This is a genomic window from Streptomyces sp. ICBB 8177, assembly GCF_003144095.1.
Lineage (GTDB): Bacteria > Actinomycetota > Actinomycetes > Streptomycetales > Streptomycetaceae > Streptantibioticus_D.
This window is the reverse complement of the sequence record NZ_NSKH01000023.1, coordinates 446,905-463,202: the sequence shown is the minus strand read 5'-3', so window position 1 is coordinate 463,202 and position 16,298 is coordinate 446,905. Positions and strand designations below refer to the sequence as shown.

The following is a 16,298-nucleotide window of genomic DNA, read 5'->3' as shown; positions in this document are numbered from 1 at the left end:
GGCGCCCTGATTCCGCGACGCGTTGGCTCCGTGACGCCCTGTTCCGCAAGGCCCTGACGGGCGTCCTCCCTCCCCCCACACACCCGTTCCCGGAGCGGCGGTGGCCTCGCCGCTCCGGGAACGGGCCCGTTCGATCACCGGAACCGGGACCCGGCGCGGGCGCTGGGAAAGCCCCCGTCCGCACCCCTTCTTCCCACCGCCTCCGCCGCTTAAGGTCCGCGCATGGCCCACTTGCTCCAACCGGTCGGTCTCGGCCAGACCGACAGCGACGTCTACCTGCGGCTGCTCTCCCACGCCCATGTCACCCCCGCCGACCTCGCCCAGGCGCTGGCGCTGTCCGCGTCGACCGTCCGGCAGTCCTTACGACGGCTGACCTCCGCGGGCCTGTGCAACCAGCTGGTCGGCCGTCCGACCCGCTACGTCGCGGCGCCGCCGGAAGTGGCCCTCGATTCCCTGGTCATCCAGCACCACCGCGAGCTGGACGAACTGCGGGTGCACGCACGCGCGTTGTCGGTGCGCGCGCAGACGACCGGCGCCCAGAGCCCGCTGATCGAACTGGTCGAGGGCGCGGAGGCGGTCTGGCACACCCTCGCCCGGCTCGAACTCGGGGCGCGGCACGAGGTGTTGATCATCGACAGCCCGCCGTACCTGGCGAGCGGCCTGAACACCAACGAGATCCAGGCGCTGGAACGCGGGGTGACCTACCGGGCGATCTACCACGCCCAGGCGCTGGCCGACAGCGGGCGGCTGGCGTTGCTCGAACGGTATCTGGAGGCGGGCGAGCAGGCCCGCAGCCTGCCCGAGGCACGCATGAAGATGCTCATCGTGGACCGGGAGCAGGCTCTGGTTCCCATCAGCTTCACCGGCACCGACGCAGCGACCCGGCTGCTGGTGCGGCCCTCGCCGCTCCTCGACGCCCTCGTGCTGAGTTTCGACACGCTCTGGCAGCGGGCCACCCCGCTCGGCTCGTGCGCGACCGCGCGGGCCCCCCTCAACGACACCGTGTCCCCCCGCGACCGGGACATCCTGCGCCTGCTGGCCACCGGGGCCAAGGACCGCACGATCGCCCGCGCCCTGGGCATCACGGAACGCACGGTGGTGCGCCGCATCCACACCCTGATGACCCTGCTCGACGCGACCACGCGCTTCCAGGCGGGGGTCCAGGCCGCCGCCCGCGGCTGGCTGGGCCCGCGTGCACAACCACCACCCCGCTGAGGAGCGTGGTGCGCCGGGGCCGGTCAACGTGCCGGAGGCGGATCGCACAGGTCGGCGACCAGGCCGCGGGCGTAGTCCTCGTCCGTCTCCGGGATCGAGAAGACCACGCGGAAGTACAGGGGGGCGACGACCCGGTCCAGTACCCGCCCCAACGAGGGCGTCTCCTCCCCTCGTCGGGCGGCGGCGTCCAGGGCGGCCTGGAAGCGGAAGCTGACCCGCTCCAGGCACTCGCGCAGTCCGGCCCGCCGCTCGTCCACGTCCGGCGCCACCTCGGCGCGGAAGAACGCCACGCCGCCCGGCCGGGACAGGTCCTGGAGGGTCCACACCGCCACGCGTTCCAGGTCCTCGGGCAGGTCACCGAGGAGTTCCGGTGCGCTCTCGCCCTGGCGGCGGGTGGCGACGTCCGCCAGGAGCGCGGAGGTGGTGCCCCAACGCCGGTAGACGGAACTGGGGTTGACCCCGGCACGGCGGGCCACCGCGGGGATGGTCACCTTGTCGGCCCCGACCTCCTCCACCAGGTCGACCGTGGCCCGGTGCACGGCGGCCAGCACGCGGGCACTGCGGCCGCCGGGGCGGCGGGCAGCTTCGCTTTTGTCGGTCACCCCCTCAGCTTAAAGCATAGATTTGCGCTTTAGGAGTATCCCTCTCTACGCTCCTTAAAGCAGATGCCAACGCTTTAGCGCGTCCCTGGAGGGGTCCATGTCCCAGCACGAAACCGCCCACCAGCTCGGCAAGCGGTTCCACGCCTTCCTCACCACCGGTGACTGGGACGGCATCCGGAGCCTGCTCACCGACGACTGCACGTGGACGCTCCCCGGCGACAACACGATCTCCGGCACGGCGCACGGCGCCGAGGCGGTCGTGGAGCGTGCGCGGCAGATCACTTCCCACGGCCTCGACTTCAAGCTGCTGCACATCCTCGTCAGCCGCGAGAACATGGCGCTGTCGCTGCACAACACCGCCCGCCGGGGCGACGTCCGCCTCGACGAGCACCTGTCCACCGTCTGCCGCCTGCGCGACGGCAGGATCGCGGACATCGAGACCTACCTGTCGGACGTCGAGGGCATGAACGCGTTCTTCGTCTGAGGGGGCAAGCCGGGCGGCCCCCGCCGCCTCGGACCCGTTCCGGGCCCCGATCTGGACGCCTACGCCGGCCGCCGCGCTGCTCGACGTCGGCCTGAGGGCCGCCCGGCGCCTGCTGTACGAGCTGGTGGACCACAGTCTGCCGGCCGAGTCGCCCCCAGGTCGCTTCCGGATGCACGACCTGCTGCGGGAGTACGCGCGAACCCGCGCCGCGCACGAGGACGCAGGGCCCGGCGCCGGGCGGCGCTCGAACGGCTCCTCGCCTACTACCGGCACACCGCGGGCTCGGCCGACCGCCATCTGCGCACCCTGCCCGCCGATCACCCGACCCCGGTCCCGGCACCGCGCCACCACCCCTGCTGAGGGACCGCGAGGCCGCGGAACGCTGGATGGCCGCCGAGATCGACAACCTGCTCGCCGCGAGCCGGCAGGCCGCCGCCCACGCCCGTCCTGACGGCGCCGTCGCCCTGCCCGCGGCGCTCGCGTCGTACCTGTACCACCGGGGCCCCTGGCCGCGCGCCCTGGAACTCCACGCGACCGCCGCCGAGTTGGCCGGCTCCCGGGACGACCCCGGGGGCCGGGCCGCAGCCTGGTCGAGGTGGGGCGACTGCGGCAGCTGACCGGGGAGCACCCCGGCGCCCCCGACACCCTGGCCCGGGCCCTGCTGCTGTACCGGCGGCTCGACCAGCCGGACGGCCAGGCCATCGCCTCGACCCACCTGGGCACCGTCAAACGCCTGGTGGGCGACCACGCCGGCGCCCTGGCCGACCTGGCCGAAGTCCTGCGCCGCTTCCGCGAGATGGGCGAACGCGGCAACGAGGCGTGGGCCCTCGTCCACTACGCCGCCGCCGTGAGGGACGCCGACCGCACCGGGGAAGCCCTCGCGGCATACCGACAAGCCCTGGACATGAACCGCGAGTTGAACAAGCGCGACGACGAGGCCGCGGCGCTCGAAGGCATCGGCGGGATCCTGCTCGACACCGGCCACACCACCGAAGGGACCTCCCACCTGCGCCAGGCCCTGGACCTCTTCCGGCTCCTCGGCATGCCCCCCGACGTCGCGAGGGTCGAGGACCGCCTCAAGTAGCCCGCCCGAGGGCCCTGGAGTTGGGCGTGTGCCGCGTCACACCCCCAAAGTCCGCCCAAGTTGTCTGCATCACAGCGTAAATGTCCATTTAGCGGCCATCCTTGAAACGGACACCACGCCGCGAAGAGGATCACACCACCGATTCCACGGGCAGATGCCCTGAAGTGATCCAGTACACAGCATTCGTGGCATCCCCTGCGCTTTCCCTCAGAAAGGTGCTTCACGATGGCCGCATACCTCTGCCCTCCCGCCGTGATCAATGGCGAGCACGCCGTGGAGACCAGCCAGGTCGTGGCGGAGGTGCGCGACCGCCACCCGCACGCGGCGTGGGCGCCGCGGATCGACCGCATCGCGGCGAGCACCGGCATCGAGCGCCGCGGGTGGATGCTGCCGCTGGAGGCCGCCGTCGCGCCCGGCGACGGTGGCGGCCTGCGCGGCGTCGGCGCCGGCGCGGCCCAAGAGGCTCTGGTACGCGACGGGTTCACCCAGCAGGACGTGGACCGGGTGATCGCCGCCCTGGAGGCGATACCCGCGCCGCAGACCGTGCAGGAGCGCACCGCCCCGGCCTGGGAGGCCGTGCGGTCCTACGGCGAGCGCGCGGCGCGCGGCGCCCTCCAGATCGCCGGTCTCGACGCCTCCGACGTCGACTGCCTGATCACCAGCCACTCCACCACTCCGGCGCTGCCGGGTCTCGACGTCGCCCTGGCCAACAAACTCCCGCTCCGCGACGACGTGATGCTGCTGCCGGCCACGCAGTGGGCGTGCATCGCGGGCACCCGCTCCCTCGCGCTCGCGGCCGACCTGGTGGCCGCGGACCCGGACCGGGTGGTCCTCGTCGTGATCGCGGAGGCGCTGAGCACGACCTACCAGCCCGCGGACGACACCCTGGAGTCCCTGATCGTCCGGCTGTTGTTCGCGGACACGGCGGTCGCCGCGGTGGTCACCGGCCGCCCGCGGCGCGAGTCGATGCTGAGGCTGGACGCCGCCTGGCACCACACCCTGCCCGGCACGCAGGACCTGCACCGCCTGGACACGCGGGCCGACGGCACCCACTTCGTGATGGACCGGCGCGGACCGCGCGCCGTGCAGGAGACGGTCACCGCGATGTGGGAGTGGCTGCGGGTCCGCCACCAGGACGACCCCGGCTCCTGGCACCCCGACGTGCTGCTGGCGCACCCCGGCGGGACCCGGGTGCTGGAGTACATGGAGCAGACGATGCCCGACGAGTGGCCTGCCGGGCTGCTGGAGCACAGCAGAGCCAGCTACACCACCGGCAACCGCGGAGGCGCCGCCGTCTTCGACATCATGCGGCGGGCGTACGACGCCGGTCAGAAGCCGGGCGATCGTGCCGTCCTGTACGCGGCGGCGCCGGGCCTGACCGCCACCGCGCTGGAGGGCGAGTGGCTGTAGTTTCCGATGACGCCCCGGCGGCCCGTACCGTAGCCGCCCCCGCGTGACCTCACCGCGGGTGCCGTCACCTCGCGATCTCCGCCCAGACCACCTTGCCCGCGTCCGTCCACCGCACCCCCCACCGGGTGGTGAGCCGGTGCACGACGTGCAGGCCGCGGCCTCCGTCGTCGAGGAGCCCGCCCCGGCTCAGACGCGGCCTGCCGTTGCCGGTGTCACCCACCTCGCACAGCAGGCCGTCGCCGGTCCTGATCAGCCGTACCGTGACCGGTCCCGTGGCGAAGCGCACCACGTTCGTGACCAGCTCGTCGACCAGGAGCATCGCGTTGTCCCTGGTCCGCTCCCTGGTGTCCCAGCGCCGCAGCAGCGCGCGGACGTGGGCGCGCGCACGGGCGGGCGCGTCGTCGCGGGCCGGCAGCCGCCAGGTCGCGGTGTCCTCCTTGCGGTAGCCGATCATCCTCGCCAGCAGCAGGGTCACGTCGTCGCGCTGGGGCGCGGGGGCGAGCGTGGCCACGACCTGCCGCGCGGCCGGCTGAAGGGCGTCCCAGGGATGCACCCTGGACACGGCGTCCGCCAGCCTGGCGATGCCCTCGTCGATCGGTACGGCCGGGTCCTCCACCAGGCCGTCGGTGCACAGCGCGAGCAGGGTGCCCGGGGGCGCGGCGAAGGTGTGGACCTCGAACGGCTCCCGCAGCGCGAACTCGGCGCCGAGACCGGGGTGCGGGCGGATGTCCAGCGGGGCCGCGCTCCCCTCGGGGGAGACCAGGACCGGCGGCAGGTGGCCCGCGCTGGAGAGCGCCGCCTGATGGCTGACCGGGTCGTACAGGACGATGCAGCAGGTCGACCCGAGGGCGCTGTAGCCGGCCGCCAGCCCGGACTCCGCGTCGTCCAGCAGCGTCACGGTCTCGTCCAGGTGTTCGAGCACCTCGTCGGGCGCGAGCCCCGCGGACAGCAGGGCACGGGCCTCCATGCTCAGCTGGCCCATCGTCGCGGCTGCTCCCAGGCCGTGTCCGACGACGTCGCCGACCACCAGCGCGGTACGGCCGTCCGGCAGCGGAAAGCTGTTGACCCAGTCGCCGCCGACGCCCGCGCTGTCCGGCGTGGCGGGCTGGTAGACGCTGGCGACCTCGATGGTGTCGCCGCCGGTCCGGGGCAGCAGCCGTCGCTGCAACGCCAGCACCTGGGTGTGCTCGCGCTGGTGCTGACGGGCGAGGTCCACGTGGTGGGCGGTCCTGGCGACCAGTTCCTGCAGGTCCAGCAGCTCGCTGTCGCGGAACGGGCTGTCCGCCCGCCGCCACACCTCGGCCACGCCCAGCACGATCGGCGGGTCGCCGTCCAGGACCAGCGGGACGCACGCCACGCCCGCCGACCGGACGCCGGGCACCAGGGCGCGCAGCACCCGGGGGCTGCCGAGCACCCGCTCGACGGCCTCCCGGTCGGGTATGACGATGGCCTGCGGGGCGTCGTCGCGCCGCACCGCCTGGGCCAGCAGGCGGCTCGCGTCGCCCGGGAGGTCCTCGCCCTCCGTCACGTAGCCCTCGGGCCACGCCCGGTCCGGCACCAGGGCGGCCCGCCGGAGCCGGATGCGCCCCTGCCCGTGACCGGTGGTGACCCCCTCGCCCGTCCACACGGCGAAGTCGAGGTCCACGGCGGCGACCTCTCCCCAGGCCAGCAGGGACTGCGCCAGCGAGTGCGCGGTGTCGCCGATGTCGAGCGAGGTGCCGATCGCGGTCTCGGCGGCGTACAGGTGCAGCCTCTTGGCCATGGCGATCAGGGAGACGGTCAGCCCCTCCTGCGGCGCGGCGGCGGGCAGGATGCTCATCGAGACCACCAGTTCGGACCCGTCGCCGCGGTGCAGGCGTTGGATCCGGGCGACGTGCGCCTCACCGGTCCGGAGGACCTGCCGCAACCGCCGGGTGACCGTCGGTACGTCTCCCGGGGGCAGGAGGTCGACGAAGGGGCGCCCGGTCACGGCGTCCAGGCCCGCGAACACGGGGGCGTCCAGGTTGCAGCGGGTGATCCGCAAGTCCCTGTCCAGGTTGACCGCGCCGAGGATCTGGTCCGCAGGGCCCGCTTCCGGATCGTCGGGCACGTCTCGGCGGGCCGCCGCGTCGCCCTGGGCGTCACCGGCGCCGGCGGCCGCGGAGCCACGGGGGATGTAGTGCCCCAGGGCACCGCTGACCAGGTCGAAGGGCGAGGAGGACGAGGGCGGAGGTGTGGAGTCCATGCGGCTCTCTCAGCAGTCCCCGGCACGGTGCCGGGGCGTACTCGGACCCGTGCGGCGGGGCCCCGAGATCCCTGACCGCACACCTCATTGAACAACACCCGGGGTCGCTTCGCCCACCAACGGATCACGGACCGCCAAAGGCGGCTTCTCCCTCGCTTTCACCGCCGTGACCTCGGAAAACGTCCCGGCGGCTCTACGGCAGCGCCTCCAGGTCGCACTCCCAGCACGTGATGCCGTCGTAACCCGCGGCGACCAGGGTGCCGTCGGGGGCGAGGGTGACGGCGGCGACATCGTGCGGGACGTGGAGCTTGCGGGCGGAGCCGTACTCCAGACGGCCGACGGTGATCACGCGGTGCGTCCAGGCCACGGCGTACACCGCGCCTACCGGGGTTTCGGCGAGCGAGATGGCGGTCGCCGGGGAGCCCTCCATCCAGAACGCCTGGTCCAGCGGCGGTTTCGGCGGTGCCCACACCGTGAGATGGCCGTCCGCGCCCGCGACGAGCGCCACGTCGGCCTCGTCCCGCGGCCGCAGGACGCCCACCGCGGTGAGCGGGACCCGCGAGACCCGAGCGGCGGCGGACTCCCGCCCCGCGGCGTCGTATAGCCGCACCGTGCCGTCGGCGTGTCCCACCGCCACTGCCCGGCCGTCCGGGTCGCCGCCCAGGCAGACCGCCTCCGAGTCCTCGGCCCGACCCGCCGCCACCGCCCACGTCGCCGGATCGGCCGGGCCCACGGTAAGCGCACTGCCGGTGGCGTCCAGCAGGACGAACGCGTCGTCCGCCAGCCGCGCCAGCCCCGCCGCGCCGGTGACCGGTGTGTTGACGGTGCGGCCGGTGACCGCGCCGTCGGCCGTGCTGAGGGTGCGCAACTGGCCCAGCGGATCCGCCGCGACAACCGTCCCTCCGGCACCGCCGGCCAGCGCGGTGACCGCCCCGGGCCAGGCCGGCCGGGTGGCCGGGCCGCCCGGCACGGGCACGACGCGCCGGGGAAGCGACCACCGGGTGACGAAGCCGCCGGCGCGGGCGGCGGGCTCCAGCAGACCGGCCAGTCGTGGCGCGTTGGCCAGCGCGGTGGCGTGCAGGACCGCGGCACGTGCCCCTTCGGTGCGCGGCGCGTCGTACGCCTCCCCGTAGAGGATGGGCGCCGCCGGGTACCAGGCGGCCCGCAGCGACGGCGGCGTCGGTACGCGGGGGTCCTCCAGCGCCCGGCTGATCGCGCCGGCGTCGGCGTGCACCAGGAATCCCGGGTCGCTGATCAGTTCGCCGGCCGCCCGGGGTTCGGGTGCGTGGGCCAGGATGTGGTCGAGCACGTAGCGCGGCGCGCGCTGCCAGTCGGGGCGGCCGCCGCGGTCGCGGGGGACGAGGCCGAGCAGGATCTCGAAGACCCGCCGCGGGTCGGGAATCCGCTCGTCCGGGCCGTCCTCCCGCCGGGCGAGCGAGAGCAGCCGGGGAAGTGGCAGCCGGTAGTCGGTCACCCGCCGGGTGAGCCGGGCCGCCGCCTCGTCCACGGCCTCGGCAGCCCGCGGCTCCTGCGGGTGCAGCCGGGCGTGCAGCAGCCGCCAGGTCGCGACGCCCATCCAGCCGCGGGCCACCGCCAGGGTCCGCAGGGCCTCCCGGACGGGTTCGCTGAGGTTTTCCCACCACACGGCCGGGATGTCCCCGCCCTCGGGGAGCCCGTCGGGCAGGGCGGCGGCCAGTTGCCCGAGTACGGGATGCGGGAAGACCTCGCCGACCGGCACGGAAGGGGCGCCGGCCGCCAACTGCCCGTACCAGCGGGCGTATTCGGTCTCGTCCGTCATGGCCGGGTCGTCGAGGTCGACGACCCGCGCGGGAAGTGTGAACGGGCTGTCGGCGGGGTCACGGAACTCTGCCAGCACGCGTACCCACGGCAGTTGGAGCAGTGGTGCCAGTACCTCGGTCAGCAGGAGGGTGCCGGGGGCCCTGCCGCCGGTGTCGAGCTTGTGGGCGTCGGCGACCACGACGCACAACGGGCGTTCGTCCCGGGCGGCGCCCCGCAGCAGGTCGGCCACGGACCAGCCGTCGTAGCACAGTTGCCCGGACAGCCCCCACACCGCCTCGGCCAGCCGCAGCCCCTCGCCCGGCACCATGGCGTCGAGCCGTACGGTGCCCAGCAGCCAGGCGAGCAGATGGCTCTTGCCGGCTCCAGCCCGACCGGTCACCAGGCACAGGCGCTCGGCGTCCGGGTCCCTGACCCAGTCGAGCAGCGCCCGGCCCGCGGGCTCACGGCCCGCGCCCACCTCGTCGGGCCGGTCGGTGGACAGCTTCTCGGTCACGGTCGCTCCCCTGCCACCGGACGCGGTCAGTACTGCCAGGCGACGCGGTCGGCCAGGTCATTCCAGTAGCCGCTCTCGTGGTCGACGCCGCCGGGGTCGATCCCGCGCATCTCCACGACCAGGTTGTTCATCGCCTCCTCGATCTCGTCAGGGGTCGCGAAGTCGGGGTGGAGGAGTTCGCGGTCGCGGTGGAAGGAGGCGAGGAAGCGGGCGAAGAAGTCGATGCGGGTGTTCATGAACCGGATGGCGTCCTCACCCTCGACGTACAGCCGGACCGCGCCGCTCGCCCCGTCGAGCAGGAAACCGTCGCCCATGAACGATCCGAGGACGACCCAGGCGTCGGCGGGCTCGTCCGTGCTGTCGGCGAGGCCGGGCCAGACGTCCAGCGCCCGCCGCAGGCCCGAGGGCAGTTCCTCGTCGGGCGTGAAGACGAACTCCTCGGCCCGGGGCAGGCCGACCTCCGAAAGGAACCGGACCGTCGGGGCGTCCGTGACCGAGGAGTTGATCCGGTCCGCCGGCACCCTGATGAGGTGGCCGGCGCCGAACTCCTTCTCCATCGCTTCCCGTGAAATGGCGAACGTCATCTGATTCCCTCGGTGGTACGGCGGCGTGTGGGGTGGGCGGTCAGCTTCGGGCCGAGGCCGCGTGCCGCAGCAGTTCCACGAAACCCTGCTCACGGGAGGCGGCGGTCTGGCCGTAGTCGAAATTGTGCGTGAACTGCGCGTCCGGGAATTCCGACGCCATCCACAACGAGCAGTAGTGTCCGGGCATCAGGCACGGCTCCAGTTCGGTGTGCACCTTGCGCACCCGGTCGGGCGGCAGCCCGGCGGACCGCAGTTCGCTCCACAGCCGCTCCTCCGGGTGCGCGCACAGCGTCCCCGAGGCGGTGACGGTCTCCGGCCGCCCGTGGGCGTCCGCGATCTCGAAGGCCGCGTAGGCGGAGTGCGAGGCGGTGTGCCGGATGTCCTCGACGACCCGCGACCACCAGGTGTCGGCGGACTGCACGGTCTCCACCTCGATGTTCGCCAGGCGCTTGAGCAGGAGGCGCAGGTGTGTGACGCTGTCCGGCACGGACTTGGCGGCGGCGATCAGCGACAGGGCCTCGTCCAGCGCGACGAGCGATTCGAGGAACAGCGGCAGGCTCTCGTTGACGAAGGCGCCCGCCAGGCCCACGCCGACGAACTCGGCCCGTACCGCCCCGGACTCGTCCAGGCAGATCTCCGCTCCGCGGTCCGTCCCGATGCGGTACCAGGAGGCTCGCTGTTCACCGGTGAGCGGCGCCCGCAGCCGTCATCACGTTCCTGATCCTCGCCGGCGGATCCCCCATCGGCCTCACCGGTACCGCGGGCGCGAACCCTGCCCATGGCCGGCAACACCATCGCCGGCGTCCTTGTGGTCGCCGGACGGGCCGCTTCCCAGGTCCGTGAAGCCGCACCCAAGGAACAGCCGCTACACGAAAGCGCCCTTACCGCCGCCGAGTTGACGGACGCAGAGGCGCTCTCGTTTTGCGGCTAAGCCTGCTAGCGGTAGAAGACCTTGCCCTGGTTCGGAGTCACGCCCAGAGCCTCATACAGGGCGAGCGCAGGCGGTTGTCACGTCCGCGGTCCACTCGACGCAACTGCGGCAGCGGCGCGTGCTTCTTCCCGCAGACGCTCCATCAAGGCCCTGGCGACGCCTGCGCGCCGGGCCTCGGCCCGCACATACAGCTCCTTCAGGTACAGCGACGCCTCGGCGCCGGCCACCGGAACGAGTACGAGGCCATGCCGACAACCTGGTCGCCGTCGCGGGCAAGCAGAACAGTGGCCAAGGGCCGCTTGCCGAAGAGCGCGCCACGGATCTGGTCGGTACCTCCAGGGGCGTAGGCGCCCCCGTAGTAGGCCTCAATCTCGCCGATCAGGGCCGACACGTCTCCGTGTCAGCTTCGGTCGCCGGATCGATTGTCACCGAGCGAACCCGACGCCAGGGTCACCGCCTGGTCTGCGCGGCCCGCTCGACGTCGCCCAGTCACTTGAAGCGGTCAGGAAGTCCGCGCGGAGGCCAGTACCGGCTTTCTCCCGCACGACGGTCTGAAAAAAATAAGTTCAACAACGGACGCCGTTGTTGACGAAGTGCTCTTGATAGGCGACCTCTTTCCATCCGACACTCCCGAAAAGATCGGCGTGCGCGTAGGAGATCCGAAGGTCGTCAATGAATGCCTTGACGTAGTCTCCGTCTTCGCATCCCGGGAGGCTCACCTCCCAATGCCCGGGAGGGTCGCCAACACCCGTCCACACGAGCGGCATCGGGGGATTGTAGGTACCGATCCCGTTCTTCAGTGTCTGGACCATGCCTCCGGTCACTTTACAGCGGTTGTAGTACGTGTTGCGAAATTCATCGTGGAAGCAGATGAAGTTCTCGATCGAGACCCTCACCTCACCCTCCTCCGCCCGGATACAGAAGTCGAATTCAGCGCGGTACCCGTACAAAGACTGAGCGGCGGTGTGGTGCTCGCACCGCTCGACAGCGACTGCGGGGGAGGCTGCTACGTAAACGATACCGAGAGCCATTGCCGCCCCTGCCGTAAGGGAAGCGCCTGCCTTCTTCAGCGTGGAATTCACAGAGATCTCCTCATTTTTGCCCAGAGTAGTCGGATGACTACTCAGCGAGACTAAGGGTGACGAAGGCTCACTCGGCGGGCGAGCTGGGCAAACCACCCGGGCGTATGACGATGAGGCGCCACGACCGCCATGAGTGCGCCGGAGCCGACCCCTGGCGGCGAAAAGCAGAGCCGCGTCTGCCGCGTGTGGTCGAGGAGCACGCGGAACTTCGGCCGCTCGGCGGCAGAGGCGCGGGAAGCCGATCACGACCGGCCGCGCCGACCCCCCGCACCTGCGCCGCAGCCTGCCGACAGAAGGCCTACCGACGCAGGGTCCAGAATGCGCAGGCGTCAGGTTCGAACACCCCAAAAGGCGCGCGCCGCCGCCACCTGGCGTCTTGCTCCATCGGCCTCCAACGCATCGATTACGGCGATAGGCCAGGCCTCCGGCCATAGCTCCGACCTAAGGGCTGTCCCGTAATCCCTTCGAGTGCGGCCTCGCGCCCGCCCACCCCGTTAACTAAAGCCGTTTTGCGCCGACTTGTCACGTGGCGCCGAAGGCCGCATATGCGGGCAGTGCACCCCGCGCGGACTCCTGTCCGAGTTGCGGGACAGCCTCTAGCAGGGCCCTTCGACTGCGACTCGGGCGCCGGGCAGGTCAAGGGGCCGCGCTTGGCTCTCTGCCTCAGCCACACCGGCCGTGCTGTCGAACTCTTCTCAGATTCGCCAAGCCATTCATGGAACAACGTCCAAGGGGCGGGCCCAACTACCAGCTCCCGAGCGAGGAACTCGGAATAGGCTTGACTGCGCGGCTCACGTCGCTCCTTGGGCCCATGGGCGGTGAAATCGACGGCGTTCTCCAGACCGGCCGCCGCCGCGAACCGCTGTACCACCTCGTTGACCGCGGCACCGGGCATGCCGCCCACTCCCAGCTGCCCCAGCGGTAGATGCGGCGTAGCAGCGACCCGTCGACGCCTCCGTGCTCGGCGAGCGCCTTGAGATAGGCGCGCACGACGCGTACCGGCGGCCGGGCGTGCGCAAGGTCAGGTCCGGTTGCACGACGACCGTCGCGCGTGTCTGTCATGGATGACGAACAACGGGGTGCCCGACACCGTCGTGTCGGCGTGGGCCGGCCACTCGGATCTCAGCGTCACGAAGAAGGTGTACGTGCATGCGGACCCGCAGAGTCTGAAGGCGGGTTCGGAGAAGCTGAACGAGCTGCTCGGCCAAGCATGATCAACAACTGACTGTGAGAAATCGTGAGACGACGGACCCGGAAACGATCAAGAGCCCTGTCTCGCCGAGCGAAACAGGGCCCTGACCTGGGCTCCAAAGCCAACTGCACCGTCGGGACGACAGGATTTGAACCTGCGACCCCTTGACCCCCAGTCAAGTGCGCTACCAAGCTGCGCCACGTCCCGGTGCTCGTGTCGGTCGGGGTGTTCGCCCCGGCTGACCGCGCACGAGAACAATACCGCACTCCGGGGGCTGGTTGCTCGCACCCCGGGTGCGTGATCAAAGCGACACGGAGCGTGATCGCCGCACCTCTCAGGGTGCCTTCGGTGCCGGCGGGGTGTCGCCCAGGAGGTAGCGGGCCCCGGGGCCGCTCGTCGACGCCTGGTCGGACGGGTTGTACAGGGCGCACTTGGTCAGCGACAGGCAGCCACAGCCGATGCAGCCGGTGAGGCGGTCGCGCAGGGCTCGCAGGGACTCGATGTGGGCGTCGATGCGGCGCTGCCAGGAGCGGGCGACCTTCGCCCACTCGGCGGCGTTCGGCGTGCGGTCCGCGGGCAGGTCCGCGAGCGCCGCGCGGACCTCGTCCAGGGACAGTCCCACCTGCCGCGCGGCCCTGATGAAGGCCAGCCGCCGCAACGTGGGGCGCGGGTAGCGGCGCTGGCCGCCCGCGGTGCGTTCGGCGTGGATCAGGCCGAGCTCTTCGTAGTAGCGCAACGCGGACGTGGCGAGGCCGCTGCGGGCGGCGAGTTCGCCGATGGTCAGGCGGTCGTGGACGGACATGCCGCGACCCTAGCGCTTGACTTCAAGTCCGCTTGAAGTCGCAGGCTTTGCGCATGACCTCGACACCGATGTCCGCCACTCCCAAATCGCCTTCCACGCAGGCCACTTCCCCGTACTCGTACGACGATCTACGCCGCCTGATGTCACTCATGACCGGTGACGAGAAGCACGGGCCCGCCGCCACCTCCACCCTCGACGTCCTGTGGGTGCTCTACGACCGCGTGCTGCGCGTGTCCCCCGGGACCGCCGACGCGCCCGAACGTGACCGCTTCCTGCTGTCCAAGGGGCACGGCCCGATGGCGTACTACGCGGTCCTCGCCGCCAAGGGCTTCCTGCCCGAAGCCTGGCTGTCCGGCTTCGGGGGCTTCGACTCGCCGCTCGGCCACCACCCGGACCGCACCCTCGTGCCCGGCGTCGAGATCGGGTCGGGCTCACTGGGGCACGGCCTCCCCCTCGCCGTCGGCACCGCGCTCGGCCTGCGGGCCCAGGGGCTCGACGCTCGTACCTGGGTACTGGTCGGCGACGCGGAGATGGACGAGGGCAGCAACCACGAGGCGATCGCCTTCGCGGGCGCCGTCGGGCTCGAAGGCCTGCACGTCGTCGCCGTCGACAACTCCTCCGCCACCTACGGCTGGCGCGGCGGCCTCGCCTCCCGCTTCGCCGCCGAGGGCTGGTCCGCGCTCACGGTGGACGGGCGCGATCACGCGGCGCTGTACGAGGCGTTCACCGCCGCCCACCCCGGCCGCCCGCACGCCGTCGTCGCCCGCGTCGAGCCCAAGCGGCCCTGACCACCGGTTCCGCGCCGCAACGTCCGGCACCCGCTCCGCGCCTCGGCCCGGTCCGGTCCGGTCCGTCGACCCGAGCCCACGTCGGGCGATGTGTCGACCTGCCTCCTTCTCCGTTCCCCTCGCCCCTGACACCCACGAGGACCCATGGACACCATGCGTGATCGCTTCGCCACCACCGCCTCCCGGCTGCTCGACGAGGACCCCCGGGTCGCCGTGGTGCTCGCCGTCATCTCGTCCGACCGCTTCAGGGAGGCCGCCCGGGCCCATCCGGACCGGGTGGTCGACGTCGGGATCCGCGAGCAGCTGCTGGTCGGGGCGACCGGCGGGCTGGCCCTCGCCGGGATGCGGCCGATCGCCCACACCTTCGCCAGCTTCCTCGTGGAGCGCCCGTTCGAGCAGGTCAAGCTGGACCTGGACCACCAGGACGCGGGGGCCGTGCTGGTCAGCGCGGGCGGTTCGTACGACATCGCGGCGGGCGGCCGCACCCACCAGGCGCCCGGTGACGTCGCCCTGCTGGACACGCTCGACGGCTGGACGGTGTACGTTCCCGGCCACCCGGACGAGGCGGAGGCACTGCTGCGGCACGCGGTGGCGGACGGCGACAGCCGCGTCTACGTACGGCTGAGCGAGCAGTCCAACCGCGATCCCCTCCACGTGCCGCCCGGCGTCTTCCGGACCGTCCGCACCGGCGGCGCGGGCGTCGTCCTGGCGGTCGGGCCGATGCTGGACGCGACACTGGAGGCGGTCGAGGGGCTGGACGTCAGCGTCCTGTACGCGTCCAGCGTGCGGCCCTTCGACACGCACACCCTGAGGGCCGAGGCGCGCCGCACCGGGGCCGCCGACGTGGTGCTCGTCGAGCCGTACCTCGCGGGGACCTCGGTGCCGTACGCGGCCGAGGCGCTGGCCGACACCCCGCACCGCCTGCTGGCCCTGGGCACCTGCCGGACGGAACTGCGCCGCTACGGCACCTGGGCGGAGCACGTCACGGCGCACGGCCTGGACCCGGCCGGGCTACGGCGCCGGATCACCGCCTTCCTGCGCTGAGCCCCGGACCCGACGCGCACCCGGGCCCCGGGTCCGGATCGGGGCACCGCAGTTCCACCATGAGTGCCAGTGCCGATCGGCGGCCACGGCGAGTCAACTGCCCGACATCACCTCACGGGTGGCGAGCGTGCGCCGAGTGACCCACATGGGCCGGATCACGTTCTGGCGCGCGGGGTGTTGGTGCGCTGGGATGGGGCCCGGGAACGCAAGCTCTCAGGGGGGATGATGAGTTCGACGTCGTCGGCCTGCGCCCATACGTTCGTTCGGCCACTGTCCGGCTCGCGCAGCCACGAACCCGTGTCCGCCCGGCCCGCGCCCGCGCGGCACGCGCCCACGCTGACGACCAGGCATCGTCGACCGACGGCCAGGCCTCTCCCGCGTCGCACCGCGACCGGCACGGCCACCGATCTCAGCGGGGCGCCGAGTGCCAGGGCGGTCGCACGCCGGGCTGCCGGGGACAGGACCTCGCGGATCCCATGCCCCCTCCGGAAGCCGCGTTCGTCTCGGCATCCACGGCCCGGACCACTCCTGCCGAACACCCCGTCCGGCGTCCGGCGTCCGGC

At 72.3% G+C, this 16,298-nt stretch carries 15 protein-coding genes, 1 tRNA gene and 1 pseudogene; 8 read left to right on the top strand and 9 right to left on the bottom strand.

All coding sequences use genetic code 11. The annotated features are described in order from the left end of the window. The first annotated feature begins 222 nt into the window (after nucleotides 1–222). Nucleotides 223–1,215 (top strand): LuxR family transcriptional regulator, encoded by a 993-nt coding sequence (locus tag CK485_RS22525; protein ID WP_109453687.1) that lies wholly within the window; start codon nucleotides 223–225, stop codon nucleotides 1,213–1,215. 23 nt (nucleotides 1,216–1,238) lie between these two features. Here CK485_RS22525 and CK485_RS22520 read toward each other — a convergent pair whose 3' ends face one another. Next, complete coding sequence (locus tag CK485_RS22520; RefSeq protein ID WP_109453686.1) at nucleotides 1,239–1,817, bottom strand: TetR/AcrR family transcriptional regulator; 579 nt, start codon at nucleotides 1,815–1,817, stop codon at nucleotides 1,239–1,241. A 97-nt stretch (nucleotides 1,818–1,914) separates the two neighbouring features. Between CK485_RS22520 and CK485_RS22515 the strand changes: the two genes are divergently transcribed. The 4 genes from CK485_RS22515 (at nucleotide 1,915) to CK485_RS22500 (ending at nucleotide 4,795) form a co-directional block, all read left to right on the top strand. Then, nucleotides 1,915–2,301, top strand: a complete 387-nt coding sequence (locus CK485_RS22515; protein WP_109453685.1) for a nuclear transport factor 2 family protein — start codon at nucleotides 1,915–1,917, stop codon at nucleotides 2,299–2,301. Nucleotides 2,302–2,687: 386 nt separating this feature from the next. Further along, entirely contained in the window at nucleotides 2,688–2,918 is a 231-nt protein-coding gene (locus CK485_RS22510; protein WP_109453684.1) for a hypothetical protein, read from the top strand. Then, nucleotides 2,897–3,385, top strand: coding sequence for a tetratricopeptide repeat protein (locus tag CK485_RS22505; protein ID WP_158288236.1), 489 nt, complete (start codon nucleotides 2,897–2,899; stop codon nucleotides 3,383–3,385). Before CK485_RS22510 ends, CK485_RS22505 begins: the two co-directional genes overlap by 22 nt. Nucleotides 3,386–3,610: 225 nt before the next feature. Continuing rightward, nucleotides 3,611–4,795 (top strand): polyketide synthase, encoded by a 1,185-nt coding sequence (locus CK485_RS22500; protein WP_109453682.1) that lies wholly within the window; start codon nucleotides 3,611–3,613, stop codon nucleotides 4,793–4,795. A 64-nt stretch (nucleotides 4,796–4,859) separates the two neighbouring features. Here the strand turns inward: CK485_RS22500 and CK485_RS22495 are convergent, their stop codons facing one another. The 6 genes from CK485_RS22495 to CK485_RS22465 form a co-directional block, all read right to left on the bottom strand. Then, nucleotides 4,860–7,019, bottom strand: a complete 2,160-nt coding sequence (locus CK485_RS22495; RefSeq protein WP_109453681.1) for a SpoIIE family protein phosphatase — start codon at nucleotides 7,017–7,019, stop codon at nucleotides 4,860–4,862. Nucleotides 7,020–7,212: 193 nt separating this feature from the next. After that, nucleotides 7,213–9,312, bottom strand: coding sequence for a hypothetical protein (locus CK485_RS28835; RefSeq protein WP_109453680.1), 2,100 nt, complete (start codon nucleotides 9,310–9,312; stop codon nucleotides 7,213–7,215). Between the two features lie 26 nt (nucleotides 9,313–9,338). Further along, nucleotides 9,339–9,896: an SUKH-4 family immunity protein gene (locus CK485_RS22485; protein ID WP_109453679.1), complete on the bottom strand. Its 558-nt coding sequence runs from the start codon at nucleotides 9,894–9,896 to the stop codon at nucleotides 9,339–9,341. Nucleotides 9,897–9,936: 40 nt separating this feature from the next. Next, a complete protein-coding gene (locus CK485_RS22480) occupies nucleotides 9,937–10,599 on the bottom strand; it encodes a nucleic acid/nucleotide deaminase domain-containing protein (RefSeq protein ID WP_275124676.1) in 663 nt (220 codons plus the stop codon). A 305-nt stretch (nucleotides 10,600–10,904) separates the two neighbouring features. Beyond that, nucleotides 10,905–11,054 carry a GNAT family N-acetyltransferase gene (locus CK485_RS30220; protein ID WP_109453677.1) on the bottom strand — a complete coding sequence of 50 codons (150 nt, stop codon included), beginning with the start codon at nucleotides 11,052–11,054 and terminating at the stop codon, nucleotides 10,905–10,907. A gap of 339 nt (nucleotides 11,055–11,393) precedes the next feature. Continuing rightward, complete coding sequence (locus CK485_RS22465) at nucleotides 11,394–11,909, bottom strand: hypothetical protein (protein WP_146214573.1); 516 nt, start codon at nucleotides 11,907–11,909, stop codon at nucleotides 11,394–11,396. 1,016 nt (nucleotides 11,910–12,925) lie between these two features. On the opposite strand from CK485_RS22465, the pseudogene CK485_RS22460 reads away from it, so the two are divergent. Further along, a pseudogene (locus CK485_RS22460) lies at nucleotides 12,926–13,123 on the top strand (tyrosine-type recombinase/integrase); the annotation flags it as partial. Nucleotides 13,124–13,234: 111 nt separating this feature from the next. Here the strand turns inward: CK485_RS22460 and CK485_RS22455 are convergent. Both CK485_RS22455 and soxR read right to left on the bottom strand, forming a co-directional pair. Further along, nucleotides 13,235–13,308, bottom strand: a tRNA-Pro gene (locus tag CK485_RS22455). Between the two features lie 127 nt (nucleotides 13,309–13,435). Beyond that, nucleotides 13,436–13,903, bottom strand: a complete 468-nt coding sequence (gene soxR, locus CK485_RS22450) for a redox-sensitive transcriptional activator SoxR (RefSeq protein WP_109453673.1) — start codon at nucleotides 13,901–13,903, stop codon at nucleotides 13,436–13,438. A 68-nt stretch (nucleotides 13,904–13,971) separates the two neighbouring features. Between soxR and CK485_RS22445 the strand changes: the two genes are divergently transcribed. Continuing rightward, a complete protein-coding gene (locus tag CK485_RS22445) occupies nucleotides 13,972–14,691 on the top strand; it encodes a thiamine pyrophosphate-dependent enzyme (RefSeq protein ID WP_241968598.1) in 720 nt (239 codons plus the stop codon). 144 nt (nucleotides 14,692–14,835) lie between these two features. Continuing rightward, nucleotides 14,836–15,735: a transketolase gene (locus CK485_RS22440; RefSeq protein ID WP_109453671.1), complete on the top strand. Its 900-nt coding sequence runs from the start codon at nucleotides 14,836–14,838 to the stop codon at nucleotides 15,733–15,735. Nucleotides 15,736–16,298: the final 563 nt, after the last annotated feature.